The organism is Tautonia sp. JC769 (genome assembly GCF_040717455.1).
Lineage (GTDB): Bacteria > Planctomycetota > Planctomycetia > Isosphaerales > Isosphaeraceae > Tautonia.
This window is the reverse complement of record NZ_JBFEFH010000006.1, coordinates 136,347-161,311: the sequence shown is the minus strand read 5'-3', so window position 1 is coordinate 161,311 and position 24,965 is coordinate 136,347. Positions and strand designations below refer to the sequence as shown.

Here is a 24,965-nt window from a genome sequence, read left to right as displayed (position 1 = left end):
AGAACCCTCAGGACTTGGTCCCGTCGAGCTTGTTGGAGACGTACTGGACGAGCGTCTCGACCGTGTACAGATTCATCAGCTTGTCGACCTGCGGGTCGGCCTCGAACTCGGTGAGGTCGGCGAACGGCATGCGCTGCTTGATCTCGACCAGGCCCTTGGAGGTCAGCTTGCCGTTCTCGGTGAACTCCGGATCGGAAATGTTTTCCGGGAAGAGTTCGCCGCGGGGGATCTTGATGCTGAAATTCCGCTCGAGGCGGAAGACGATGTCAAGCAGATCGATCGATTCTGCGCCGAGGTCGCCGAAGAGGGTGGCGTCCTTGGTGACGTCCTCCTCGTCGACTCCGAGGGCATCGACGAGCGTCGACTGGACCTTCTGGTAGATTTCGTCGTGGGTCGGCATGGTTCCCTCGATCTGCCTGGTGTGTAGAAGGGTCTTAACGGGATCATGGGAGCCGGGTTCTCCGACCGGCTGCAACCGGTGATCCACGTAGGGAAGGGGGAAGGGTCCGAATCGAACGGGCCATCCTCGGCCTCGACGAATCGAAGATGTCGATCGGGGCGTTTCGGGCGAGGACACCATCATGACCGGTTTCCCGAATCTTTGCAACATCATCGGCCGGGAGGGGCGATGACTGGAGTCCATCAGCCGATTCGGGGCGCATCGGGTGCAATTCGGCCCGCGTCCGATCAGGACGACGGCGACGGACTGCTCAGGACGGCGGCCTCGGAGACCGAGCCGTTCCGACTCATGGCCTTGGCGGCGACGGAGCCCTTGCGCAGGGTGGCGTAGAGGTCGCGCATTTGCTCGACGATCTGGGTGTCGGTGCGATGCAATGCCGGGTCGCGCTCGCGAAGGTTGTAACGCATCATCGTGAATCGGCCGCCGACCATCACCTGATCGTCGATGACCCCCTTGCCCTTGAATTCGGTCTCCCGATCTCCGTGTTTGATCAGGTCGACCTGCAAGACCAGGCGACGGCCAGGTTCAACAAAACTGCCGTACTTGATCGTGCGGGCCTGTTTGAGCAGAATCACGCTGTGGGCGAAGTCTTCCATGTCTCGAATGAGCCAGGCGCCGGCCTGGGCGAGGGCTTCGAGCATCAAGACTCCGGGCATGACGGGGAAGCCCGGGAAGTGGTCGGCAAGATACTCTTCGCCGAGCGAGAGATTCTTGACCGCCTCGAGACGCCTTCCAGGCTCGAGGTCGAGGATCCGATCAATGAGCACGAATCTCATGGATGCTTCTCAACTCAAGGTGTGGCCCGGTCGGGGGTTCGAGGGTCGAAATGCGCCTCGGGGAACGTGCAGGAGGGCCGACTGATAATCATCGGCACACTATAATCGAGACCGGACGGAACCAACAAGGCTATCCCCGTGCACGGCAGCAAGTTACCTTGGAAATCTGCTCCAGTTTATCTCTCGGACGTACCCGGTCAAATGAAAGCCCGGCGTGCATCCTGCTCCGGATCTTGCCCAATTCTCCCATCCTGCAAAATCGGCATTATGAGAAGCGTTCTCGCCGTTTTCCCGTCCCGAGAGTGTCACGAACCATGATCGCATCCTGGTTGGCCGGCCTGGCGATGGTCGGCGTGTCGATGACGGACGTCTCGGATCCTCCCCTGGCCTGGTCGCCCTCGGGGGATTGGGTCGCCTTCGCGGTGGCAACACCCTCGGTCGAGCGCTCGCTCGCGAGCTTCCCGCTCTTCCCGTCAGACGAGGATCGGGACGAGCAGGAGGGGACACACCCCGAGGACGCCGCGTCCGGGCTGACATTCCGCATCTGGGCGGTCCGGGTGCGGGACAACCAGGCGCTCAAGGTTGCCGAAAGCGCGTATCCCCTGACCTCCCCAGCGTGGGGGCCGAATGGCCGGGGACTGGCGTTCGCACAAGTCGCCGAAGGCACGCCCGGGGACGATCTCCGCTGGGAGGTCGTCGTCGCCTTCGGCGAGGATCGGGAGGTCATCGCCAGCCGGCCTTTGCTCGGAGGACCGGGACGAGGCCACGCCTTGCTCGCGGAGCCGGTGGCCTGGGAGCCGGGCGGGGCCGTACTTGCGGTCCCCGACCCGGATCAGGTCGGCGTCGAGTTGATCGACGTCAAGACGGGGGCGCAGGCGAGGCGCATTGACAACGCTCGGCTCGTGTCATTCTCGCCGATTGGGGGGCGTCTGGCCTACTTCCGCTCGCGAGGCGAGCAGTGGGAATTGGTTGAGGGGGATCTGGACCTAGGGCCGATCGCGGATCGTCCCATCGATCTCCTGAACATCATCAATCAGCCCGCCTGCTGGACTTCCGACGGGCAGGCGCTCCTCTATCTGAAGCCCGGGAACCCGCTGGCAGAAGGGCAACAGACGCGGTTCTTCAGCGTTCGCGTCAGCGAGCAGATCCCGAGGCAGGTCAAGGAGGTCGAGAGCCCCGCGCTGCCCGGTGAACGGATTCTCGGGTCGTATCTGAGCGTGGCGGCGGATGGCCTCGACCAGTATTTCGTGGTTCAGTTCTCGGGACGCCCCGCGGCGATATCATACCATCAGGGGAGCCATCCCCTCGATCGCATCCATCCGTACGCGGGGATGGGCATGATTGGGGCGCCCAGCCTCTCGCCGCGGGGGGATCAGCTTGCCGTGCGATTCGGGGGGCCCGGGATACGATCCCTGCCGGCCCGGATCACGCTGAAGGACAAGCAACTGCGGCCGTTGGTCCCCGACGACGAGCTGCGAGCCGCCTGGATCAATACCCTGGCCGAGGTCGCCGAACCGGGCGCGACCACGCGACCCCGACCGACCCGCCTGCCCTTTTCAGACGAATTCGGCGAGGTCGGTCCGCCTTCGGCCACCTTCCAACGGCTCGCGGGGTTGGGCAACCGACTGACCCGCGAACTGGGAGCCAACCCCGTCAGCCGAACGCTGAGGGTGCGACCGATCGCGTTCTTCTCGTACCTCCAGAAGGATTACGACGCGGTCGATCGTGTCATGCCCGACGTGGCTCGCACGGCGATGAACGCCGACCAGGCCCTCAGGATGCTCGGGCTCCAGGCGCAGCTCTGCCTGGCCCAGGGGAAGCAACGAGAAGCCGAGGCGATGGTCGAGTTCATCCGACACCAGAATCGGGAGCGGATTGCCCAGGTCGAGGAGAACGGCAACGGGGGGTTCACCGTATCGCTCGACGATCCCGAGACGGGTTCCTGGCCCGAGGAACTCTGGAACGCGGCGCAAGCAGGAGACGAGACGAGGCCCGGGAGTCGGTTGGAACCGCCGGCGATGCCCCCGCGTGCAGTTCCCCTGTCGTCTCCCTTCGATGCGGCGGTCACACCGGAGCGGGGACCACGCTCGTTGATCGAGGACCGGACACGTCGCGCGGACCCCTGACAGGGTGGATCAGAGCACCGTGAAGAGGACGATCTGGGCGATGCGGACCATGCTCGATCGCTGCGACGCCGTGAGGGAACCGTCCTCGACCCACTGCTCGATTCGACCAACCATGCCTTGCATCATCAGGCGTTGAGGCCCTGGAATCCGGAGCTCCTCCTTGTGTTCGAGGAGCTTCCGCAGGACCTGACCGATGGCCTCAGCCTCCTCGATCCAGGGGGTTCGTTCCGCGTCCCACTCCGGGAGGGACGTGACGGAGCCTGCCCGGCGCACGAAACGCTCGATGAGCGTGGTCGCGGCGGTCAGCTTGCTGTAATCGATCGTCTCAGGGACGTCATCGGGCGTGTGATAGACGGGGTTCTCGCCGGTCGAGAAGAAGAGAAACGGGACTTCGTTCCAGCGGAAGGGGCCGTAATCGCTCCGGTCGATGACCAGGAGGTCTGCGCCGACGATCCCGACGTCGAGCGGGAGGCCCGCGGCAGCCTCGGTGATCCACGGGCGTACTTCGGGGCTGTGCTCGCTCCCCATGACAAAGAGCATGTCCTCGCAGATGCCCGCGAGGGATCGCCCGAGCATGTCGGCCGTCAGGAACAGGTCGATCTGCTCGAGAGGGACCGGGGGCTCTCGGACGAAATGCTGCGAGCCGAGCAGGCCTTCCTCCTCGAGGTCGAAGAAGACGAAGAGGATTCCCCGGGAAGGGCGATCGGGGCCGGCCAGGAGGCATCGGGCCACTTCGAGCACCATGGCCACGGCCGTGGCGTTGTCGTCCGCTCCGGGATAGACCTGGCCGCCTCGGATGCCGAGGTGGTCGTAGTGGGCCGAGAGGATCAGCCACGACCCGGATCGCTCGGGGTCGGTCCCCGGGAGTCTCGCGGCGATGTTGCGTCCGATCAGGCCGCCTGCCGTGAATTCCTGATCGAAGCGACCCTCGAACGCCGGCTCGAGCCCGAGTCCCTGGAGCCGATCGATCAGGAAGTCGCCGGCGGCGCGGCCGCCTTCGCCCCGACGTCCCTCGAAGTCGGGGGACGCCAGGTGGAAGACGTCCTCGCGAAGCCTTGCCAGCTCGGGTGACGCCGCGAGCGTCGGCTCGGGCGGGGTGCTGAGCCAGATCAAGGCCGGCAGGACGATCGTGAGGGGACACAGCATGAATGCTCCTCCTGAATGCGAGAACGAGGCAGACCCCCGGAGGCTCCGTTCCTGAGGGGGTTTCGGGGCGACATCATCCCGACGAGCGTCACGAACCGAACTGCAGGGGGAAAAAGATCGGCCTGGAGCCGCCGCGCGGGACGTTTCAGGTCGATCATACTCGGGACTCTGGCAGAGTCGAAACACGGAGGTGATGCATGACCCGCAGGATGATCGTGGCTTCGGCAATTCTGTTCGGCCTGACGGTGGGTTTCGTTGCGGCTCCGCAACAGGCCAAGGCCCAGGATTGGACCTCGTTCTATCATTGGCCCTATGTGCCGCCCCAGGTCCCCGGCAATGGGGTCCAGAATAACCAGCTGTACGATGGCTGGTATCTCTACCCCAAGGAAATGCGGATCGTTCCCCAGATCCAGGGGCCTTACTACCGGAACTTCTACGGTGGGAAGAAGCACCTGGGCCTCGATCGCATGCCCCACTGGTTCCACGACTGGAGCAACAAGAAGAAGTACTATCAAGGACATCACTTCGTCCTCGACGTCTTCTGAGTCGATCACGCCAGCCGGTTCGCCGGCGGCGATTGGTTGAGCGGTCCCCTAAAGGGGCATGCGAGGACTTTGATCCTCGCATGCCCCTTTGTTCGTTCTGGTGAGGTTCGGAGACGCATCTTCCGAGTGAAATCCACCGGCCAGGGGCGATGGGAACGCACCGGGGCGATCCGACCGGGCCCGACTCCCACTCGCATCCGAGGGCGATCATCCGATCAGTTGGCCATTTTCAGGAGCGAGGCGAGGAAGAGCAGGATCGTCAGGCCACCGGTTGCCCAGAGCGCCAGCTTGGTGCCCTGGGAGAGCGGCGCGGGCGGGGTTTCCCTGAGGTACTGAGCAAACGGCTTGTGCGGGGCCTGCGGGCTGGAGTCGGGGGCGATGACGTCGATGTCATCATCGTCGAAGAGGTCGTCACGGTGAGACACGATGATACCTCCATCGTGGGAGGGAAGGGGTCAGAGTCGAGCCTCGAATGCCCAGTCCCAGCTCCTCGGGTGATCCGTGAATTCCTGGCCGAGCGGCAAGTTGGCGTCCCACGGATAGAGGACCTGTTCCAGTTTGATGGAGCGGAAGCCTGCCTTCCTGAGGCGATAGGTGACCTCGAACGATTGCCAGAACTTCTGACGAAGACCCTGGAAGGCGAACCGGCCGAAGGCGAAGTCGTAGTGATGATGCTCCGCATGCTGCGCGGCAAAGCGATCGGCTTGCGCAGGGGGAGTCCCCTGCTCGAGCGCCCGGTCGAGGAGGAGCATGGTCTGATACTGGATCGCGTCGATGGCCGGGACGACCCCGAAGAAGACGCCCCCGGGACGCAAGCATCGGTAAACGGCGCCCAGCGTGCGATCGATCTCCTGCACGTCGGGCATGACGAGCGAGTTCATCGCCACCGCGACATCGAAGGTGGCGGTCAGGTCGTCGAGCTGGTCCATCGGGCGGACGAGGAAGGTGACCTGCTCGGCCTGATCACCCAGGCGTTCCCTCGCGGCCTTGATCATCGCCGAGGCGAAATCGACCGCGGTGACCTCGCGAAACCTCGAGAGCAGCCGGGGAAGCAAGGGGCCGGTCCCGCAGCCGAGGTCGATAATGCTCTTGGAATTGGCGTTCGGGATCGCCTCGATCGCCTCGAGGATGGGGTTCTCGACGCCCGGTACGAAGGGGTCGAGGAAGAGTTCGTCGTATTGCGCCGCGTGTCGTCCCCAGTGACGCGACTGGGCCCGTGTTGTCGTCCTCACGCGCGTGGATCCTCACAGGGCGGTGCCCGAGGCGGTGTTGAACCAGGTCCTTACCGTAGATACCTGTCGGGAGAAATGGTAGCAGAAATGTGATCGGGGGAGAGGCGTGGCGTCATTCCTGGTCTGCGGGGAGCACGAGCAGGTGCCGGTCCGAGACGTCGATTCCGGTGAGCCTGGGAAGCCCGATCAGGTCGAAACGCCCGGAATCGGTATAGGCCCAGGTCGCCAGCGATCGCCGATGCCGGAGGCGTTTCGGCAGGGCTCGCCACACCCGGGCCGCGAGCCGGTCGATGGGGGCTTCCGCCTCGATCAGGACCCGACGACCCCGCCCGATCGCCTCGACGATCGGGTCGATCCGGTCGTCACGCTCCCGATCCTGGGACGAGGGGCGTGCGAGCGTGACGCTCCCGGGGGGGAGGTCCGTGGCTTCGGGCCCCCACTCGACTCGGAAGACCGGCGCGAGCCGAAAAGGATCGAAACGAACCCGTCGAGCACTCTCGGGACCGAGGAAAAGGGCGTGAAACGCGGCCGCGTCCGGGCGACCAACGTCGTCGCTGCCGGGCGAGAAGGGCCGAACTACCAGCCAGGTGCCGCCGTCGAGCCATCGGGTGACCAGCCCCCCGGGGGGGGCCGCTCCCCGGAGACGTTCTCCCAGGCGTTGGCAGGTCTCTTTCATGGCGGAGAGCCACGGGGCCCGGCAACCGGGAGACGAGCACAGGATGTCGTAGCCCCGATGCCAGAAGGGGAACGTGCCGTAAACAGCCTGTTCGAACGCAATCGTGGGATGCGAGAAGGGCCACATGATCGGTTCAGCTCGTGCTTACTCGGCTGAATCGACCACCCGAGCGGTCGAGGTGCCGGTGGGACGGGGGAGTCGGGGTAATTCGAAATCCGACCGGAAGACCAGTTTCGCCAGCCCTTTGCTCCGAGACGGGCGCACCGTCCCGTTCAGGACGCGGAGTGCGAGGGGATCGTCGCCGCTTCGGAGCGTCGCCACGACGGAATCGGACCAGTCGTGATCGGTGAGCTGGATGACCACGTCGTCGCCGTATTTCCAGCGGACCGCTCGCCCGAACGTGTAGTTCCAGATGGGCTCGGTGCTGTTCGGGATGACGGGAGAGGGTCCATACTTCTCGCCACCGACCCAGAGGGTCACGCCGAGATCGGGCCCGCCACCCCCCATGGTCTTCGTGATGCCCGGGTCGACGGTTCCCCGAACCAGGGTGACCTGGTAATCCCTGGGCTTGGTGAGCTCGTCCCACCGTTCGAGGAACGTGCGGGCGGCCTGGATGTATCGGCCCTCGGGATTCGATTCAAGGTAATCGCGAAGGCGGCGGGCGACCTCGGGCAGGTCGTTCGGGAACGACGACCAGTGGTCGAACGCCTGACGGTAGAGAAATTCATCGCGACGCTGCTCGATCCCGTCGACGGCCTGCTTGGCCCGCTCGATGTACGAGCCCCCTTCGGCGTGGGCACGAAGGTAGTCCTGATAGCGTCGAATTTGCTCGTCGAACGCCTGACGAGGGGACGAGCTTTCGAAGGCGACGGCCCGATCGAAGTCGCGGCGGTCGAGCCGCTCGACCCACTCGTCGATGAGAGAACGGACCTCGCTCGCCCTCGGGCTGTCGGGCCGGGCTTCGAGGAAGGTGCGTGCTCGCTCGATCAGATCGAGGTAGTCGGGGTCGGGGAGGCGGGCGTCGACGAGCCAGGCATCGACGATCTCTCGGTCCCGGCGCGCCTCCGCCTCATCCAGCTCCTTGCGGATGAGCTCGGCGAGTTCGACGGCCTGGTCGGCAAACGGCGTGTCGGGATCGTCTCGGAGGAATTGCTGAATCATCGCCAATCGGTCCTCCGCGGACTGACTGGGGATGAGGGCCTCGGCCCGAATCTCCTGCCATCGCCGCTCTGCCTCCCGACGACGAAGGGTCGTCTCGGCCTCCTCGAGGACGGGGAGTTGATCGGGTGAGCGTTCCTTCAGCTCGGCGAGCTCGGCACGAAGCGCCTCTTGCTCGCCCGTACCGACCTCGGCTCGGAGGCGGGCGACCTCGACCCGGGCCTCGTCGCGACGGACACGGGCATTCCGCGACTCCTCTGGCCAGAAAATAGGCTGCGTGGGATGCCAGGCCAGGAATCGCTCCCAACGACGAGCGACCTCCGGAGCCGAATGTCCTCCTCGCTCGTAAGCGAGCGCGAGGTGATAGCCGGCCGCGTCGTATATGGCCGCTCCGGCGACCAGGGCGGCCAGGGTGGCGATGCCCCGGACGAGCCCCCGGACAACCGATCGACGGCGAAGCGACCGCAAGCGACGGCGATACTCGATGAGCTTCGTCGAGTTCGGATAGCGTCGAGCGTAGGCCCGGATGCATCGGGCGATCCGGGGGGTGTCGCGCGGCGCGAGATCCCAGATCCACTCCAGGAGCTCCCGGTCGGTGGCCTCGACCTGTTCCACGAGCCAGAGCAACGGCCCTTCGAGCCCCATCGGTTCCAGGTGGTCAGGGGGCGTGCCGTCGGCGGGGGCATTCAACCCATAGGAACTGACCGCGAACACGGCGGAGCGAGGGGCGTGGGAGGCCAGAGCGTGCTGGGTCATGCCGAATCGAGACTCGACCACCTCCTCGGCCCGGTCCGGTTGCGGTCCCCCGGCCGCGAGGATGCGATCGTACTTGGTCAGGAGCAACGCGACCGGCCGGCCGATCATCGTGTTGTCCGAGGCGCCGATGTAGCGCTCGAGCAGGTGCTCGACTTCCTGCTGGCGGCGGCGGCGATCGGCCGGCTCGGTCGATCCGGCGGCGTCGAGGCAAAGCAGGACGGCGTCGCAGTCGGCGAAGAATTCCAGGATCGAGGCGTCGGAGCCGAGGGCGACGTGCTCGCCCTGATAATCCTTGACGATCAGGTCGATGCGGGCCGGGCCCCGGTAGAGGCGGAGCTCCAGGTCGGTCTCGGTCAGCGTGCCGGCGGGAGGTTCGCCCGCCTCGATCCGGGCGATCTTGTCGGCGAGATATTCCGCGCCCCGGGCGCCGACCGCCGCGAGGCGGATGCCGGGGATCTGGCCGGCCGACGCCTCGCGATAGAACATGGCCAGCAGCGTGGTCTTCCCAACGGCTCGGTGTCCGAAGAGGGCGATGCGTCTCGGCCCGGTGAGGCGGCGTTCCAGGGCGTCAAGATCTGGGGATCGTCGCGTTGCCATGCCTTGCAAGCTGGGGTTCGAGCCGAGAGGAGTTCAAGAAGCCTGGGGGGAATCCCCGGGAACCACGCTCCCGGGGATTCGCCAGCACGACCGCGGTTGGCCGGCCTCCCTGGATCGATCAGGAGGATCGGACGGTCGCCCGGAGGCTGCGTCCGACGAATCGAAACGGGGCGGTCACGTATCGGATGGGCATGCCGACGAGAATCAGGACCGCCAGGACCGCGACCAGCCCGGCACCGAGGAGGGCGACCCAGCGGAAGATCGGCCCGCCCAGGCTGGTGAGCCCGAGCCGATCGGCCAGCGAGCGTTCCAGGCCTCGGGCCGCCCCGGAGCCGATCGCCCCGGCCAGGTCGATGCCGGCCTCGGCGAATTTCGAGACGGCGAACTCGGTGATCCGCCCCGCCGAATCGACGAACTGTTCCGGATTGGCGAGGAAGAGCGCGAGCACCCCCGCGGCCGCGAGCTTCCGCTTGTGCTGCAAGACGGGGCCGACGTAGAAGTTCCAGCCGGGGCGCCCGGCCCGACGCAGCACATTGATCGCCTCGGGTCCTTCCCGGGCGATCACCTCGGCCACGTCGTCGCCATAGACGCGAACGGCCGTCATCCCGTCGACCCCGAGCCTCCGGATCATGACGTCGGCCTGATCGGGGTATCGGCGGGCGATCCGCTCGGCTGCCTCACCCATGCGAAGGACCAGTCGCTTCTCGGCCGGCTCGAGGGCGCGGAAGGAGCGGAGCAGCTCGGGATCGGACGTGTCGAGCATCCGGGCGAACCGGAGTTCGAGGGCCGTCTCGGTGGCTTCGTTGACGGGTCGGCCCGCGTGGGCGATCGTGTCGGACCGACGAGCCATGGTGGAGAGGCTCTCGCCGCCCACCTCGTCGAAGAGGCGTCCTCCGACCCGGCCCGACTGGGCCAGCTCAGGGTCGGTGGATTTGACGACCCTTCGAACCACATCGTCCATCCAGCCGATCTTACTCGCCTTCGCCGCTTGCGGACTGGCCAGCAGGCAGAGGAGGATCAGGCTCGCGGCAGCCGGTCGACTTGGGATTCGCCATCGCATGGGATCGTATCCTTCAATTTGTCGGGGCACCACGCGGGACCGGCCACCCGCTCGATCAATCCTGGTGGTGCGTCGACACTCCTACGCCTTGGTCGTTGAGAACGATTCGGACTCGGACCACCGGGGCCGCGGTCCGCTGGAGTCAGAATCCGGCCGTCGATCGATCCGGGAGGGGACGGCCCGAGGTGAGGTGTTCTTCCATCTTCTGGATGGCGACGACGCCCACCCCCGCCTGGGTGGCCTCGAGCGTCAGGTACTTCAAGCCTCGCTTCGGAGGGATTCGGCGGACCAGGAGTTCGCCCTGCTTCAGGAATCGCATCGGTCCCCAGGTCGAAAGACGCAGCCCGGAACGCGCACAGAACGGGCGGGCCATCTCGGTGGCTTCACGGAGGTCGAGACGAGCCAGCGCGGCGGGCGTCTTCTTGAGCGTCGCGAAGAGTCCCCCGGCAGAGCGGACCACCCACCATCGAGCCGCCCGAGCGGTGGCATCGCTCGCTTCGAGGGCCGTACGCCTGACGGCGATTCGACTGGCCAGTTCCGCCGTCTCCTCCCTGGCGATCTGGCCCGCCCCTCGGATCGCTCCCTTGGCGGCGGATTTCACCTCCGAGCGGGCGATTTCCGAGGCCACGGCCCCCTGCGGCTGCAGGGTGGTCAGGAAGAGGACGTCCGCGATGATGAACCCGGCGTCGATCACGGCCCAGGCATATTCGCCCCGGGTCGGGTAGTAGCCCTGTCGGACCACGTCTCCCAGGTGCAAGAGGTCGTAGAGCGGGAGGAACTCGTAATAGGCGGTCTCGGTCGAGCCGAGCGACTCGGCCCGCCCGAGCCCATCCCGACGAATCAACTCAATGGTCTGCTGGCCACTCTCGCCCGAGAATTTGGTCATGGCGTAGGCGACGTTCTCCAGCGTGGAGCGATCGTCCTTCGCCTTCAGCTCCGCGAGAAACTCGGGAGAGGCGTCGGCCGAGGCGACCGGAGGGATGACGCCGGGTCCGTCTCGCCGGAGGATTTCCCGGAATCCTTCGTGCCCATTGTATTTGGTCAACATCGCGAGCGCCGCGGCCCCATGTTCGGCGACTGCGGCGACGGCCCGGGCCCGGTCCGTCCTGTCGCTCGAATAGTCGTAGACCACCTCGGCGGCATCGGGGCCGACCCGGCGGAGGGCCCGCTCGGCCTCGACCCCGTGCTCGGCGATCAGGCGAAGGCCATGGGGGCTGCCGCCCACTTCGGGGATCAGATTCAGGGCCGCCGCGTGACGCAACTCGGCCGCGAAGGTTTCGGGAGATCGGCTCCGGAGGCGGTCGACGACGTACGCCTCGTTCACCCGGAGGACGATCAGGGCGTCGTCGAGCGGGATGGCGTCTCGAAGCACCAGCAGGATCGCCCCGAAGCGGTGCACGGTCGCGAATCCGTCGAGCCCCTGGAGCCGAAAGGCGTCGAGGGCCAGGTCGCCGTAGATGTCGATCGTCCGCGCCGCGGCCTTCAGGTCCGTCGAGCCCTCGGAAAGATCCAGGCACATCAGGACCGCGAGCAATTGCCCCAGGCGATCCGGGTCGTGTTCCCAGCGTTCGATCAGATTGGTCACGCCGGAGGGGTCGCTCAGGATGAGCGGGAGTGCGGAGGGATATGAGGCCGCGGCGCGACGTTGTCGAGCATTGAGCCGGGCGATCGAGGTGATCAGGACGCGCCTGTCCGTCGAGTCGGATCGCTTCAACCCGAAATATTCTCGCCAGTTGAGCAACAGATCCGCGGCGGCGTCATCGTCGACGAGGGTGGCGAGGCGCCGGAAGTCGTCGGACGCGTGCTCGTAGAGATAGACCGCCTCCAGGTCGAGCCGATCGAGCAGTTGCAGGCCTCGGAGTCCATCGGTCCGCTCGATCGTGATGGCGTTGCGGCCGAAGCGCTCCAGGACCCGCTCGACCAGTTCGGGATGGTCCGGGTAGGAGTCGCGAAGTCGCTGCTCGGCCCGAGATCGTTCGGCGTCTGCCGATTCCGCGACGACTCCCGACGACGGGTCGGATTCCCCTGATCGCACTGGGGGTTCCGGACGTTTGGTCCCGAGCTTCAGCAGTACGCCGAGCGATCCGAGCAAGGCAGCGATGGCAATGATTCGCTTCATGATCTGATGGCCTCGATCTCCGGAGTGCCCCCGAATCGGGAGGTGGCCCGTCGATCCAATTGGTACTCCACCAAGGGGATGCGAATCAAATGCCGATCTCCTCGGTTCCCGCGCCCTTCGCTTCGATTCCGACGTGAGTCACGCCAAGTGTTCCCAGCAAGTCGGTCGCCGTCAATCGGAGCTTTCCGAGAAGACTGCCATGGACGGGAGGACCGCCCGGGAGCGGTCGTTCCGGGACGCAGGACCGTTATTCTTTCGACGAGCGGGGGGGCGTTGCCTTACACTTCGCAAGCAAAGTTGGGAGACCGAAGGGACCGCCTCCCCAGGATCAACTGCGGAGAGCCATTCGTCGATTCGGTCCGTCCATTTGGTTGAACTTCGAGGTGATGTCGTGCTGATGAACCCGAAAGAACCCCTGGCGAGCGTGAAAACCAAGATTGTGGCGACGCTTGGGCCATCTTCGAAGAGTCCCGAGATGCTTCGACGGCTGCTCGATGCCGGCGTCGACGTTTTTCGCCTCAATTTCTCGCATGGGACGCACGAGGAGCACTCGAACACGCTCGCGACGATCCGGCGGATCGCCGCGGAAGGGGACCGAGTCATTGGGGTCTTGATGGATCTGTGCGGCCCCAAAATCCGGCTCGGCGAGCTCCCAGGGGGGATGATCGCGTGTGAGTTCGACGAAGTTTACACCCTCTCGCAATCCCCGACGGGGGACACTCGCGAGCTTTCATGCTCGTACGAGCGTCTACCAGAGGATCTTACGGTCGGCGACGCGGTCTTGTTCGCCGACGGCACCGTGGGGATGGAGGTGATCGAGACGGCCCCGGGCCTGGCCCGGCTCCGGGTCAGCCTGCCGGGGGTCATCCGATCTCGGCAAGGGATCAATGTCCCCGGGTCGGGGCTCAGTCTGCCGTCGTTGACCGAGAAGGACCTCATCGATCTCGACTGGGCCGCCGAACACGAAGTGGACTTCGTCGCCCTCTCGTTCGTGCGGTCGGGTGCAGATTTGGCCCGGCTGCGGCATGAACTCGATCAGAGGCGGATTCGCTCGAAGGTGGTCGCGAAGATCGAGAAACCGCAGGCCGTCGAGGATTTGACCGCGATTCTCGCGCTGAGCGACGTGGTGATGGTCGCTCGGGGCGATCTGGGGGTCGAGGTGGACGTGGCTCGGGTGCCGGCGATCCAGAAACGGATCGTCAGGGAGGCTCATGCCGCCGGAGTGCCGGTCATCATCGCCACGCAGATGTTAACCAGCATGGAGCGGTCGGGCCGACCCACCCGGGCCGAGGCCAGCGACGTCTTCAATGCCGCGATCGATGGCTCGGACGCCGTGATGCTCTCCGGGGAGACGGCGATCGGCGACTTCCCGGTGGAGACGGTGCGCACCATGAGCCAGATCCTGGCGGAAGCGGAACGGACCGAGTCGGAGCCGGCGACCTCCGTTCGGAGCGAGGCGGGCCGGAATGCGGGTTGGGTCTCCCCCATCACCGAGGCGGTGGTCGAGTCCGCGAGCCTCGCGTGTCGAAGACTGAATGCCGCGCTGCTGGTCGTGGCAACACGATCGGGGCGGTCGGCGCTCGCGGTCTCGATGCAGCGGAATCGAACGCCGACCATCGCGCTGGGGCAGACCGAGCAGGTCACTCGGCAATTGAGCCTCCTCCGGGGGGTTGTTCCGCTCACGATACCGGGCACGATCGCCGACCTCGACCAGTCCGTCGAGTACGCGATGACATGGGCCAGGGATCGCGGGCTGGTTGCCGCCGGAGATCGCATCGTGGTCCTTCGCGGATTCTTCCCGGACCAACCCACGCACAACACCATGGTTGTCCGCGAAATGGGGACGACCTCGTGACCGGTCGTGCCGGGGAAGGCTCCTTAGCTCGCGACTCCCGCATGGAACTCGTCCACGGACCGGGGGAGGAATGCCTCTCGGTCGGCAATCACGATGTGACCAAGGCCCTCTTCTCGGGCCCTCCGGAGCGCTTCCATGGACACGTCGAGCAGGACATCGGCCTCTCGGGCGTCATCCGGGAAGCATGAGGCCCCGATCGCGACCCGGGCGAACTCATCCCAGTCGGTCACGTCCAGGATCGATCGGGCCAGGGTCTCCGCGATGAGGGCGGTGCTGTCTGAGGAGGCGTTCGGGAGCACGGCGATGAGTGTCCGTTCGTCATGCTGGGCAACGAGATCGCTCTCGCGCAGCGTACCCAGGACGGCGTGAAGGATTCGATCGCTCGCCGGGTCGGCGCTCCCCAACGGGGCGGCTCCCGTCGCCTCGATCGAGTCGGGGAGGCCGATCGCAAGCACGCCGAGTGGTTCACGGCGGCGGCGGGCCAGGAGCACCAGTTGGCGCAAGTGGGGCAGGAGGAACGCGTTCGGCTTCACGAAAACCCCGGGATCCGACGGGATCGCGATGCGGAGATTGCGCTCGCGGCCGAGCAGTCGGTCGCCGATCGCGGCGATGGCGCAGAGCGTTTCGAGGTCGGCCCGGACCGAGGGCGGGATCCGACGCCCCTCGAAGGGCGAGACGAGCAGCGTGCCGAGCAGGTCCCCGCGATAGCGGATCGGGAACTCGACTGGCGTCTCAGATGCCTGCCCGAAGAGCGATCGGCTCTGCAAGACGCGGTTGGGACCGCCGACCGGTCGGATTTCGACGCGAGGCGCCCCGGTCACCTCCTGAGCCGATTGGAGCAGGAGCTTGTGGACCTCGTCACGTTGGGTCGATCCGCCGACCGCATCCAGAAATCGCGGCACGATGCGGCAGGAACGGGGAGTCCAGCCCAGGGCCTCAGCCCATCGTCGTCGGAATGGCCTCGGCCTGGGTTCGTCCGATTCGGGAAGCTGGGTCATGATCGTCGAGGTGTTGATCGTCGCGTGCATGGGGGCTCTGCTCCATCTCCTCGCATCGCAAGGGACGCGACCGAGGTGAACCGAACCGTACTCCAGCAGGACCCTAGGTTACCGATTCGCGTCCGGCAACTTGATCTTGCCAGGATCGGAGGATCCGGGCACGATACGGCCCGCTCCGGGACAGAGCCTAGGCTGCTGGGCCGGAGGTCTCCCGTCCGAGCGTCCCATCCGATCGGATCTCCGGCCCCTTCCCCTCTGCGAGACGCCGTTTCATGTCTTGGGCCGCGATCGTTGGTCGAGGTCGAGCAGAGGATTGTCATGAAACGACCCAGGCCCATCCCGGCCGCGCTCCTCGCACTGGTGTTCTTCCCGGCGGGCCTGACAGGCTGCGCGACGGTCCGGAATCAGGCCGTGCTGCCCAACCCGCTCGTGATCCAGACCACCAGCTTCGACGCCGCCTGGGACGCGACCGTCCACGCGCTGGACGAGGATTTCGAGATCGACCAGGAGAACCGCCTGGCCCGTCGGATCTCGACATACCCGGAGACGGCAGCGACCATCGTCGAACCCTGGAGGGGGGATTCGATCGGCCTCAGGCAGCGATTGGAAGCGACCTTGCAGACCTACCGACGGTTCGCCATCGCGACGGTCGAACCCGTCGCCGAAGGGTTCGCGATCAACGTCGAGGTGTGGAAGGAGCTCGAATTCCTCGATCGGCCGGAGCGGCAAAACGGCGGGATGGCCGCGTTCCCGCAGGACTTCCAGATCAGCCGATCGCGGGAGGTCATCGGACCGATCGCCCCTCCCCTGGGCTGGATCCCGGAGGGGCGTGACTTTGCGCTCGAACAGCGCATCCTGAACCGGATTGAGCGTGAGTTGCTCAACCCGCGAGTGGTCCCGTGACCAATCCAACCCCGATCAACGGTCACGACCCAGGTGACAGGCGAGCGCGTAATAGACCTCGACCGCTTTCTCGAGCTGGTCGACGGCGATCCATTCGTCTTTCGTATGAGCCTGGGCGATGTCTCCGGGACCGATGACCAGAGAGGGGATCCCCGAGGCCGAAAGCGGGCCGGCGTCGGTCCCATAAGGGACGGCAGAAATCGGCGGCCGTTCGCCGAGAGCCGTGCCGATGGCGTCTCGAACCGGTTCGACCCAGTGCGAGGCGCGATCGGGACCGAGCGACGGCATGCGGACCCAGGGCTCACTGAACGTGAACGGGACCGAATCGCCCAGCTCGCTCAGGATCGCCTCGCGGAGTGCCAGACGGACTCCGTCGACATCTTCGCCGGGAATCACGCGCCGATCGAGGTCGATCGAGCACGAATCCGGCACCACGTTGACGCTCTGGCCGCCTTCGATGCGACCGACCGAGAGCGTCGGCGGTCCGAGTACGGGGTCAGGCGTCCCGTCCTGAAGCCGGTCGGCATAGCCCTGAATGGCCCTGAGAACGTGAGCCATCCGATAGATCGCGTTCACGCCATCGCGAGGCCGAGAGCTGTGGCAAGCGACGCCCTGGGTCAGGACCTTCCAGCGAACGGCCCCCTTGTGGGCGGTGACGACCTCCAGCATGGTCGGCTCGGCCACGATCGCCAGATCGACGTCGAGCCCCTGGGCTGCAAGCGCCGAGGAACCCGTGTGCGTGTATTCCTCGTCGACCGTGCAGGCCAGGAGGACCCGGGCGGCCCCCTTCGGTCGCTCCGTCACCAGCCGGGCGAAGGCGGACAGCATGGCCGCCATGCCGCCCTTCACGTCGCACGAGCCCCGGCCATAGACGCGGCCGCCGTCCAGGGTCGGCTGGAACGGTTCGATGACCATGCCTTCGGTCGGGACGGTATCCTGGTGGGCATCCCAGAGGAGGGTCTGTCGTGCCTCGGGCGGCTCGAATCGGGCAATCAGATTGTCGCGGCCCGGAGAGATGGCACGACGCTCGAATGGAACATCGAGCGATCGAAAGAACGATTCGAGGTAATCCGAAACACGCCCTTCGAAGAAGGGCGCCTCGTGAGCAACGGCTCGACCCATCGGGTTGACGCTCGGCCGCGCAACCAGGTCGCAAAGGATGTTCACCACATTCGGGGCAGACACAGTGAATCGCTCCGCAACGCGCCGAGCCTCACCTCCGCGACGGGGTGATCGAGCGGTCGGCCTGGAGAGGGGTCATCTGGCCAGAACGAGATCGAGGGATCATGACGCCGCGATTACTTGACACGCTCGACGTATTTCCCATCGCGCGTGTCGATGCGGACCTTCTCGCCGGGACCGATGAAGGGAGGGACGCTGATCTTCAAGCCGGTCTCGGTCGTGGCTTCCTTGTACTGGTTCGTCGCGGTGGCACCCTTGATCGAGGGAGGGGTGTCGGTGATCGTGTGCTCGACCGTGTCCGGCAGCTCGATGGAGACGGGCTTCTCGTCGACGTAGCGGACGCTCACCTTGGTGTTGGGCAGGAGGTACTGCATCGAGTCACCGATCATGTCGGGCGAGAAGGTGAGCTGATCGAAGGTCGAAGTATCCATGAAGACATGCTCGTCGCCTGAGGAGTAGAGATACTCGTACTCCTTCGATTCGACGAAGGGGACTTCGATCTGGTCGACCGAGCGGAACCGCTTGTCGATGATCGATCCGGTCTGCATGTTTTTCAGTTTCGCCTGGACCATCGCCCGGAGGTTTCCGGGGGTGTGGTGGTAGAAATCGTGGACAACATAGTTGTTGCCGTCCATCACGATGACCATGCCGCGGCGGATGTCAGTCGCTTTGATGTTCATGGCAGGCGAGGAAAAGTGCGGGCTCTAGGGGAAGACGTTCGTGCCGGGGATGACCGGGACGAGATGATGGAAGATGTTATTCGAACGAGGTCTACGCTGCCTAGTCCAGTTCGACAGGTCGGAATTCACGAGATCCGGGCCGCGGGGAGGACGCCGCAATGGGCGAGGGTCGGCACGATCGGGCCGGGGTCGAACCCCGCCTCGATCAGCCATTGCCGATATTCGCCTGCGCTGTACGCCCGGCCTTCGGTCAGCGAGAACAAGGAGGCGGAGTAGAGGGCGACCGGCAGCGGCCCATCCATCGCGTCGTTGAGGAAGACGTCGTGGATCAGGAGTTTCCGTCCCGGAGCGAGCGCATCGGCGAGCCGGGCGATGACGGACTTGCATTCCGGGATATCCCAGTCGTGCAAGATGTTCGAGAGCAGGACGGCATCCGCTCCGTGGGGGACCGGGTCGGTAAACATGTCGCCGGATCGACATTCGAGGCGATCGGCCACGCCATGAGTCTCCGCCAGCTCGTGGGCGACCTTGAGCACCTCGGGACGATCCCAGACGATGGCGGTCAGATCGGGATGGCGCTGTAAATAGGCGATGCTGTAGAGCCCTGAGCCGCCCCCAACGTCCAGGAGTGTCCGGCAACCGGAGAGGGGGAAGGCCTCGGCCAGCACAGGAGCGACGTTCCTGGCCCGCCCGGCCAGGGAGAGGGTGAGCGTCCGGGCCGTCTCCTCACGCTCCATCGCCGAGTCGATGCCCTCTCGATAAACGAAGGCTACCCCTTCTTCGGTCACGGGACCGGAGGTGGCTGGATGGTTCGATCGAAGGCGCTCGGCCATCTCCAGCACCCCGGGGCTCCGAGCCGCCAGAGTGAGATACGATCCGACGTCGAACGGGGCGCCGGGGACCAGGTGTTCTCGGGACAGGTCGGTGAGGGCGAGCTGCCCGTGCTCGCTTCGGCTCAGGAGCCCCATGGCACGCAATGCGGTGAACAAGACGGTCGCGGGTCGTTCCTGAAGCTGAAGCTCGACGCGCAACTCCGCCTCGCTGCGAGGGGCGTCGGCGAGGCGCCCGAAGACGTTGAAATGGGCAACCGCGACCGTCAACAATTCCGTCGCGAAGTTCCCCCGAAAGAGTTCGAAGATCGGAGTCGGATCCGTGTGAGGCCGCGCAAGCTCTCGGGCAGTCATCGAACGGGTCTCCACTCCCGGCGATCGGCCGGGGATCGATCGAGTTGAGGACTCTCGGCTGATTCTCAGGAGCTCGGACCGGCGGCCACGTGTCGGCCCGGGACGTCTAGGCGAGCCTCCGACAGGCTGCCCGGGGAACGACGATCCCGAGCGATCGTGCTCGTCGTCGAACATGGGGACGGCGATGAGGACCTCGGCCGATCTCACATCGTGACCGGGCCGACGGGTTGGAGCAACCGGTTGACCGGACATCACCTCATCGGGATTGACCGTCTTGCGCGACTCACCGCTGGGCAATCGTGGCGACTTTCACCCTGCGACACCCCTCGCGATGCCCGAAGTGTGGAGCGGTTCTTCCAGCCCATCGCCCCGGTTCGAGGGGGTTCCCACCGCGCGGCAGGCTGGAGGAAAAGGGGAATGATGGTTTCGACCAGAGACGACCAGGATCTCACCGTCCGGGATGAAAACCGTTGGGCGGGGAGTGAGCTGAACGAACCACCCTTGGACGGGTCGCGACGCTCCCCTACAATCATTCGCGTGCGAATCGCCTTCGTTCCGGATCCTGGAAGAGTCACTGATGGCCACCGAACCCCGCCACAAGGACCGCCTCCCCGCCCTGATCGATGCGATTGTGGGGACCTACGAGCAATGTGGTGGGATCAACCACCTCGGCCATCCGAGCCTCCCGAGCTACCGAGAGATCACCGAGATTCTGATCGACCTGCGTGAGGTGCTCTATCCCGGATTCGGGCGTCGCCAGAACCTTTCCATGAAAAATGTTCCCTATCACATCGGGGACCTGGTGGATGGGCTGTACGACCGGCTGAGCGATCAGATCTTCCGGGCCCTGCGACGACACGATTGCGAGGGTAAGGAGGATGACACGGTTTGCATCGGGCGTGCACATTCCATCACGTTGACGTTCTTCGAGGCGATCCCGGCCCTGCGCGACATCCTCGCGGACGATGTTGCCGCCGCCTATGACGGAGATCCCGCGGCGAAAGCCTACGACGAGATCATTTTCTGCTACCCGGGAGTGGCGGCGGTCACGATCTATCGGGTCGCGCACATGCTTCACCAGCTGGGCGTGCCGCTCATCCCGCGCATGATGACCGAGTACGCCCACTCGAAGACCGGGATCGACATCCATCCCGGCGCCACCATCGGTCGCCGATTTTTCATCGACCATGGGACCGGTGTCGTCATCGGAGAGACGACCGAGATCGGCGACAACGTGAAGCTCTACCAGGGGGTCACCCTGGGAGCCTTGAGCTTCCCCAAGGATGAGAACGGCGAGATCGTCCGCGATCGAAAACGACACCCGACGCTCGAGCACGACGTGGTGATCTACGCCAGCGCGACCATCCTCGGGGGTGAAACCCGGATCGGTCACCATGCTGTGATCGGTTCATCGGTCTGGCTGACCCAGAGTGTCGAACCCTATACCACCGTGACGATCGAGAGCCCTCGACTTCGCTACCGAGTGCCTCGGCATGATCCACCGACCATCGATGCCGCTGCTTCGGAACAGTGAGGTGTAGGGTTGCTCCCGTCCTCCGGAGGCCTCACCCGACCCGTTCGACGACGAGGATCCACCCCCCTGCCCTCATTGCGTGGAGGACACGCGGATAGCGGATCGGCCGTGCGTGGATGGAATCCAGCGCCACGACGCTGCGGATTCGAAAGCCCGCGGCGATGAGTTCGTGTTTCAATTCGGTCCATCGGTACAGGTGGACCGTGATCCCGGGGATCCCTCGGTACGTCATGGGGCGGTCTCCCGTCCCTTTTCCGAGGATCTGCCGGCCCAGCTCGCCCAAGAGCCAGGCCCGGCCCTGACGGTCTCTGAGGTTGAGCCACAGATTGTGGGCATGCAGGGCCATCATCCCCCCCGGACGCAGAATCCTTCGGGCAGAGGCGAGCGTGGCTCGCCTCGCGGAGGGACCGGTGATCATGCCGAGGGTGCTGTACATGCAGATCGCCGCGTCGAAGGAGGCGTCTGCGAATCCTTCGAGGCGACAGAGATTCGCGCGGACCCGATGAACCGTGAGCATCTCGGACGCGGCGGACCGTCCCAGGACCTCGAGCATTGCAGAGGAAAGGTCGACCGCAGTGACCCTGAAGCCTCGTCGGGCGAATGAGAGGGAGAGGCGGCCAGCCCCACACCCGAGGTCGATCAGGCGGCACGGCTCGCGGAAGGTGTCGTGCAGGATGGCCTCGTCGGCCTGCGTCAGGGGATCCTCTGTAAAGTAGGCTTCCTCTTCCTGGGCCAACCGCGCCGAGTTGGTGTACTCCCACAGGGCTGGATTCACGCCAGGAGGAAATCGCCAACCGGGCGGGCGACTCATCGATCCTCCCTGGTCACCAGGACTCGTCCGCTCCGAGGGGAAAGGTCAAGCCCTCGCACATGTCCCTGGTCGATCCTCCAGGTGCCGTCGGCGAGGCGATCGCTGAGTTCGACCCCTTCGGCGAAATGGCCGGTGAGGTCGACATCGAGCGACACTCCCGCCGTTCCGGCGTTCAGGAGCACGAGCACCGACTCTCCCTCGAACCGCCGAAGAAACGCGTAGACATGCCCCTCGGCCAATATCGGTTCGAAGGTGCCCCGGCGTAACGCGGGGAGCGAATGCCTCAAGCGGATATACGTCCGGAAATCGTTGCGGAGGTCATGGTCCCACTGCGACCGATCCCATGGGAAGGCCCCGCGCGAGGCCGGCTCATGCCCACCGGTCATGCCGATCTCATCACCGTAATAGACGCAAGGGACGCCGGGGTAGGTCATCAAGAACAGGGTTGCGAGCCGAACCGCCGATTGATCGCCCCCCGCCAGGGTGAGGAATCGAGCCGTATCGTGGCTCCCCAGGAGGTTGAGCAGGGCCATTTGGATATTCGGGTGATACCTCGACTGCAGGCGGCCGATCTCGCGAGCGAACTCGATCGCGTCGGTCGGGCGGAGATTCTGGAGTGGTTCTGGGGCCAGCTCGCGGCGGTTCAGGGACGTTCCGATGAAAAACGACAGGCACGCTTTGGTGAAGAGATAATTCATCACGCCGTCAAACATGTCACCCTGGAGCCATCGCGAGCCGTCTCCCCAGATCTCTCCCACGATATAGGCTTCCGGCCGGCTCTGCTTGACTCGCAGGCGGAAGGTCCTCCAGAAGTCATCGTCATCGATCTCTTCGGGGACATCGAGACGCCACCCGTCGATGCCGAAGTCGATCCAATGGCGGGCAACCTGCAGCAAATACTCTCGAACGGCCGGGGTTTCGATGCGAAATTTCGGGAGCGCCGGGAGTCCCCACCACGCCTTGTAGTTGTTAGGTTTCTCGGGATCATAGGCGTACAGGGGGAAATCCTCGATGTGAAACCAGTCGACATACGCTGAATCGCTGCCGTTTTCCAGGATGTCGTTGAACTGGAAGAAGCCCCTGCTCGCGTGGTTGAAGACCCCATCGAGCACGACTTTCATCCCAAGGTCGTGCGCCTGGTCGAGCAGCGTTCGCAATGCGGCGTCGCCGCCCAACATGGGGTCGACCTTCAGGTAATCGTGCGTGTGATAGCGATGATTCGAGGCCGACTGGAAGATCGGGGTCAGATAAATCGCATTAATCCCCAGCTCGACCAGCGACTCGAGCTTCTCGGCGATCCCCAGCAGGTCACCGCCCTGGTATCCGTGCGGGGTCGGTGGACTTCCCCAGGGTCTGAGGCCGCTCGGCTTCGCCACCCGATCTGATTGTGCAAAGCGATCCGGGAAGATCTGATAGAAGACCGCGTCTCGGACCCAGTCGGGCGTCTCTGGAATCGGTTCGTTCATGCGAGGTGTCCTGCTTGCGACCGAGATTGACGTTCTGTTGTGTGAGTCGTGCTGTCGTTGTCCTCGGCGGGTTGCGCAACGATCAGCGACTCCGAGACTGCAATGCGACGGCAGCGGACGCGGATGGATTCGGCACGCGTGGACATGGCTCTCAAACACCGGGACGATCCGCCCCGGGGTGGATCATCGCGGGCGGTTGGTCCTGGCCCCGGTCCTGCGATTGACGACAACAGAAGGTCATGTTAGCTTCCGCCGTCCTATCTTCGCGGTGTGTCGGAATTCGGGCCTTCATGGAAGGGGGTTCTTACATGAACGTTCTCCTTGCGATCCCACTCCTCCTCGTCGGTCCCGGGGCCTCGCCGGTTCGCGGCGAGATCCCAGCCGGGATGATTTCCTTCGAGGTGCGTCTGGTCGAGTGTGAGGCGATCGGCTGGCGAGAAGCGTACCAGGGTCGGCTTCACTACGGCGGCCATCGAGCGGGGAGTTCGGCCTGGGTCGCCGAGCACGAAACACTGAACGAACTGAGTCGACGGTTCGCCGATGACCCGCTGGCCAAGGTGGTCATCGCGCCGGCCGTCATCGCCTCTCCCGGGGATCCTGCCCTGGTCGGGACGTGTACGACCCGTCACTTCGTGGTGCATGCGGAACCCTCCGAAGTGGCCTCCGGTTCGCCGGACGAAACGACCGGCGGACCTCGTCCGGTCGTCGTCCCGGTGGATGATGGATCTCAGATTCGCCTGATCGGCACCCCGGGACCAGAGGGACTGTCGCTGAAGGTCGAGGTCATGGATACGCGGATCTCCGCCGTCCACGAGGTCGAAACGATCGCCACGGTCGCGGGCAAGGATGAGGCGGTCGTCAGGGTCCAGATGCCTGAAGTCACGCACCGAGAGATGGGCGGCGAGTGGCACATGCCCGCGGATCATGGCCTGGTCCTGAGCCTTGGCGTCACGTCCGAGCCATCGGCCGTCGGCAAGCCCTCAATTCGAGAACGGTTGCTCCTGATCGCGTCGAAGACCTCGGAATCCTTCCACGAGCCGACTCCTTCGGATGCTGCGGTTCGCCAGGTGTCGCAGGAATCGGAAGAGGAGAAGGAGTCTGTCGCCCCTCCTGCGGCCCTCCCCGCGACCAACCCGGTCGTCGCGGCGCTCCCGTCGCCTGCCCCTGGAGCGTTGCAGGTGGTCGTCCACCCCGGGCAGGTCCCTTCGGCCCTGGCGGAGACCCCGTGGGGACTGCTCCCCATCGTCCCGGTCGAGGTCGTCACAAACCTCCCCGCAGGGAGGCTTCCCTCGGCCAATCCGGAGCCGATGCCGCTGCCGGCGCTGCCGAGCCGGACGCTGCCGGCCGCGATCGGCACCGATGGCCAGTTGGTCGACCCGAGGACCGAGGAAGATCGGAACGCGGAGCGGACCGATTTCACTCCCTACGTTGATGGCCAACCGGTTCCCTCTCCGCAAGTCACGATTCCCCCGCCTTCGGCCTCGGCTGAGGAAAACACATTCGCCCGGGGCGACGCGAAGGCGGCGGAGAATGCCTCGCCGGCCTCCGTGGACCCTGATTCGAAACGAGACGTGTCAGCAGTCACGGTCCGGTTCTCGCTGAACCTGGCTCGCGGCCTCACCGTGGATGTCGACCTCGAGAAATCCCCCGAGGCCGATTACGAGTCGGCGGACGCAGGCGAGCCGCCCGTGCGACGCTGAA

At 65.2% G+C, this 24,965-nt stretch carries 21 protein-coding genes; 6 read left to right on the top strand and 15 right to left on the bottom strand.

Features of this window, described 5'->3' with window-relative positions; all coding sequences use genetic code 11:
* Window positions 1-7 precede the first annotated feature (7 nt).
* Window positions 8-400 carry an acyl carrier protein gene (locus AB1L88_RS08725; protein ID WP_367096258.1) on the bottom strand — a complete coding sequence of 131 codons (393 nt, stop codon included), beginning with the start codon at window positions 398-400 and terminating at the stop codon, window positions 8-10.
* 287 nt (window positions 401-687) lie between these two features.
* Window positions 688-1,236 (bottom strand): 3-hydroxyacyl-ACP dehydratase FabZ family protein, encoded by a 549-nt coding sequence (locus AB1L88_RS08720; RefSeq protein WP_367096257.1) that lies wholly within the window; start codon window positions 1,234-1,236, stop codon window positions 688-690.
* 314 nt (window positions 1,237-1,550) lie between these two features.
* Between AB1L88_RS08720 and AB1L88_RS08715 the strand changes: the two genes are divergently transcribed.
* Window positions 1,551-3,362: a hypothetical protein gene (locus tag AB1L88_RS08715; protein WP_367096256.1), complete on the top strand. Its 1,812-nt coding sequence runs from the start codon at window positions 1,551-1,553 to the stop codon at window positions 3,360-3,362.
* Between the two features lie 9 nt (window positions 3,363-3,371).
* On the opposite strand, the gene AB1L88_RS08710 is transcribed toward AB1L88_RS08715, so the two are convergent.
* Window positions 3,372-4,508 (bottom strand): M28 family peptidase, encoded by a 1,137-nt coding sequence (locus tag AB1L88_RS08710; RefSeq protein WP_367096255.1) that lies wholly within the window; start codon window positions 4,506-4,508, stop codon window positions 3,372-3,374.
* Window positions 4,509-4,705: 197 nt separating this feature from the next.
* Here AB1L88_RS08710 and AB1L88_RS08705 point away from each other — a divergent pair, with 197 nt between their 5' ends.
* Complete coding sequence (locus AB1L88_RS08705; protein ID WP_367096254.1) at window positions 4,706-5,053, top strand: hypothetical protein; 348 nt, start codon at window positions 4,706-4,708, stop codon at window positions 5,051-5,053.
* 215 nt (window positions 5,054-5,268) lie between these two features.
* On the opposite strand, the gene AB1L88_RS08700 is transcribed toward AB1L88_RS08705, so the two are convergent.
* From AB1L88_RS08700 to AB1L88_RS08675, 6 genes are all read right to left on the bottom strand, one after another.
* A complete protein-coding gene (locus AB1L88_RS08700) occupies window positions 5,269-5,478 on the bottom strand; it encodes a hypothetical protein (RefSeq protein WP_367096253.1) in 210 nt (69 codons plus the stop codon).
* A 30-nt stretch (window positions 5,479-5,508) separates the two neighbouring features.
* Window positions 5,509-6,285, bottom strand: coding sequence for a class I SAM-dependent methyltransferase (locus tag AB1L88_RS08695; protein ID WP_367096252.1), 777 nt, complete (start codon window positions 6,283-6,285; stop codon window positions 5,509-5,511).
* Between the two features lie 112 nt (window positions 6,286-6,397).
* The gene (locus AB1L88_RS08690; RefSeq protein ID WP_367096251.1) at window positions 6,398-7,087 is read right to left on the bottom strand and encodes a hypothetical protein; all 690 of its coding nucleotides are present in this window, start codon (window positions 7,085-7,087) and stop codon (window positions 6,398-6,400) included.
* A gap of 18 nt (window positions 7,088-7,105) precedes the next feature.
* The gene (locus AB1L88_RS08685; protein ID WP_367096250.1) at window positions 7,106-9,472 is read right to left on the bottom strand and encodes a hypothetical protein; all 2,367 of its coding nucleotides are present in this window, start codon (window positions 9,470-9,472) and stop codon (window positions 7,106-7,108) included.
* Between the two features lie 118 nt (window positions 9,473-9,590).
* Window positions 9,591-10,532, bottom strand: coding sequence for a hypothetical protein (locus AB1L88_RS08680; protein WP_367096249.1), 942 nt, complete (start codon window positions 10,530-10,532; stop codon window positions 9,591-9,593).
* A 142-nt stretch (window positions 10,533-10,674) separates the two neighbouring features.
* Complete coding sequence (locus tag AB1L88_RS08675) at window positions 10,675-12,651, bottom strand: hypothetical protein (RefSeq protein ID WP_367096248.1); 1,977 nt, start codon at window positions 12,649-12,651, stop codon at window positions 10,675-10,677.
* A gap of 397 nt (window positions 12,652-13,048) precedes the next feature.
* Between AB1L88_RS08675 and pyk the strand changes: the two genes are divergently transcribed.
* A complete protein-coding gene (gene pyk, locus AB1L88_RS08670) occupies window positions 13,049-14,506 on the top strand; it encodes a pyruvate kinase (RefSeq protein WP_367096247.1) in 1,458 nt (485 codons plus the stop codon).
* A 23-nt stretch (window positions 14,507-14,529) separates the two neighbouring features.
* Here pyk and AB1L88_RS08665 read toward each other — a convergent pair whose 3' ends face one another.
* Complete coding sequence (locus AB1L88_RS08665) at window positions 14,530-15,534, bottom strand: hypothetical protein (RefSeq protein WP_367096246.1); 1,005 nt, start codon at window positions 15,532-15,534, stop codon at window positions 14,530-14,532.
* 288 nt (window positions 15,535-15,822) lie between these two features.
* Between AB1L88_RS08665 and AB1L88_RS08660 the strand changes: the two genes are divergently transcribed.
* Window positions 15,823-16,407, top strand: a complete 585-nt coding sequence (locus AB1L88_RS08660) for a hypothetical protein (protein WP_367096245.1) — start codon at window positions 15,823-15,825, stop codon at window positions 16,405-16,407.
* A 15-nt stretch (window positions 16,408-16,422) separates the two neighbouring features.
* Here the strand turns inward: AB1L88_RS08660 and AB1L88_RS08655 are convergent, their stop codons facing one another.
* From AB1L88_RS08655 to AB1L88_RS08645, 3 genes are all read right to left on the bottom strand, one after another.
* Window positions 16,423-17,592, bottom strand: coding sequence for a M20 family metallopeptidase (locus AB1L88_RS08655; RefSeq protein ID WP_367096244.1), 1,170 nt, complete (start codon window positions 17,590-17,592; stop codon window positions 16,423-16,425).
* A gap of 113 nt (window positions 17,593-17,705) precedes the next feature.
* Window positions 17,706-18,269, bottom strand: a complete 564-nt coding sequence (gene efp, locus AB1L88_RS08650; protein WP_367096243.1) for an elongation factor P — start codon at window positions 18,267-18,269, stop codon at window positions 17,706-17,708.
* Window positions 18,270-18,394: 125 nt separating this feature from the next.
* On the bottom strand, window positions 18,395-19,453 hold the full coding sequence (locus tag AB1L88_RS08645; protein ID WP_367096242.1) for a methyltransferase: 1,059 nt from the start codon (window positions 19,451-19,453) through the stop codon (window positions 18,395-18,397).
* A 577-nt stretch (window positions 19,454-20,030) separates the two neighbouring features.
* Here AB1L88_RS08645 and epsC point away from each other — a divergent pair.
* On the top strand, window positions 20,031-20,987 hold the full coding sequence (gene epsC, locus AB1L88_RS08640) for a serine O-acetyltransferase EpsC (protein WP_367096241.1): 957 nt from the start codon (window positions 20,031-20,033) through the stop codon (window positions 20,985-20,987).
* A gap of 31 nt (window positions 20,988-21,018) precedes the next feature.
* Here the strand turns inward: epsC and AB1L88_RS08635 are convergent, their stop codons facing one another.
* Both AB1L88_RS08635 and AB1L88_RS08630 read right to left on the bottom strand, forming a co-directional pair.
* Entirely contained in the window at window positions 21,019-21,762 is a 744-nt protein-coding gene (locus AB1L88_RS08635) for a methyltransferase domain-containing protein (RefSeq protein WP_367096240.1), read from the bottom strand.
* 32 nt (window positions 21,763-21,794) lie between these two features.
* Window positions 21,795-23,264, bottom strand: a complete 1,470-nt coding sequence (locus AB1L88_RS08630) for a glycoside hydrolase family 13 protein (protein ID WP_367096239.1) — start codon at window positions 23,262-23,264, stop codon at window positions 21,795-21,797.
* Between the two features lie 386 nt (window positions 23,265-23,650).
* Here AB1L88_RS08630 and AB1L88_RS08625 point away from each other — a divergent pair, with 386 nt between their 5' ends.
* Window positions 23,651-24,964, top strand: coding sequence for a hypothetical protein (locus AB1L88_RS08625; protein ID WP_367096238.1), 1,314 nt, complete (start codon window positions 23,651-23,653; stop codon window positions 24,962-24,964).
* Window position 24,965 lies beyond the last annotated feature (1 nt).

Bases quoted from the DNA above. Each gene is read 5' to 3' on its own strand.
- AB1L88_RS08715 (WP_367096256.1), top strand. From the start codon at position 1,551: ATGATCGCATCCTGGTTGGCCGGCCTGGCGATGGTCGGCGTGTCGATG.
- AB1L88_RS08630 (WP_367096239.1), bottom strand. From the start codon at position 23,264: ATGAACGAACCGATTCCAGAGACGCCCGACTGGGTCCGAGACGCGGTC.
- AB1L88_RS08705 (WP_367096254.1), top strand. From the start codon at position 4,706: ATGACCCGCAGGATGATCGTGGCTTCGGCAATTCTGTTCGGCCTGACG.
- AB1L88_RS08675 (WP_367096248.1), bottom strand. From the start codon at position 12,651: ATGAAGCGAATCATTGCCATCGCTGCCTTGCTCGGATCGCTCGGCGTA.
- pyk (WP_367096247.1), top strand. From the start codon at position 13,049: ATGAACCCGAAAGAACCCCTGGCGAGCGTGAAAACCAAGATTGTGGCG.
- AB1L88_RS08660 (WP_367096245.1), top strand. From the start codon at position 15,823: ATGAAACGACCCAGGCCCATCCCGGCCGCGCTCCTCGCACTGGTGTTC.
- AB1L88_RS08720 (WP_367096257.1), bottom strand. From the start codon at position 1,236: ATGAGATTCGTGCTCATTGATCGGATCCTCGACCTCGAGCCTGGAAGG.
- AB1L88_RS08680 (WP_367096249.1), bottom strand. From the start codon at position 10,532: ATGCGATGGCGAATCCCAAGTCGACCGGCTGCCGCGAGCCTGATCCTC.
- AB1L88_RS08725 (WP_367096258.1), bottom strand. From the start codon at position 400: ATGCCGACCCACGACGAAATCTACCAGAAGGTCCAGTCGACGCTCGTC.
- epsC (WP_367096241.1), top strand. From the start codon at position 20,031: ATGGCCACCGAACCCCGCCACAAGGACCGCCTCCCCGCCCTGATCGAT.
- AB1L88_RS08690 (WP_367096251.1), bottom strand. From the start codon at position 7,087: ATGTGGCCCTTCTCGCATCCCACGATTGCGTTCGAACAGGCTGTTTAC.
- AB1L88_RS08685 (WP_367096250.1), bottom strand. From the start codon at position 9,472: ATGGCAACGCGACGATCCCCAGATCTTGACGCCCTGGAACGCCGCCTC.
- AB1L88_RS08710 (WP_367096255.1), bottom strand. From the start codon at position 4,508: ATGCTGTGTCCCCTCACGATCGTCCTGCCGGCCTTGATCTGGCTCAGC.
- efp (WP_367096243.1), bottom strand. From the start codon at position 18,269: ATGAACATCAAAGCGACTGACATCCGCCGCGGCATGGTCATCGTGATG.
- AB1L88_RS08665 (WP_367096246.1), bottom strand. From the start codon at position 15,534: ATGCACGCGACGATCAACACCTCGACGATCATGACCCAGCTTCCCGAA.
- AB1L88_RS08625 (WP_367096238.1), top strand. From the start codon at position 23,651: ATGATTTCCTTCGAGGTGCGTCTGGTCGAGTGTGAGGCGATCGGCTGG.
- AB1L88_RS08645 (WP_367096242.1), bottom strand. From the start codon at position 19,453: ATGACTGCCCGAGAGCTTGCGCGGCCTCACACGGATCCGACTCCGATC.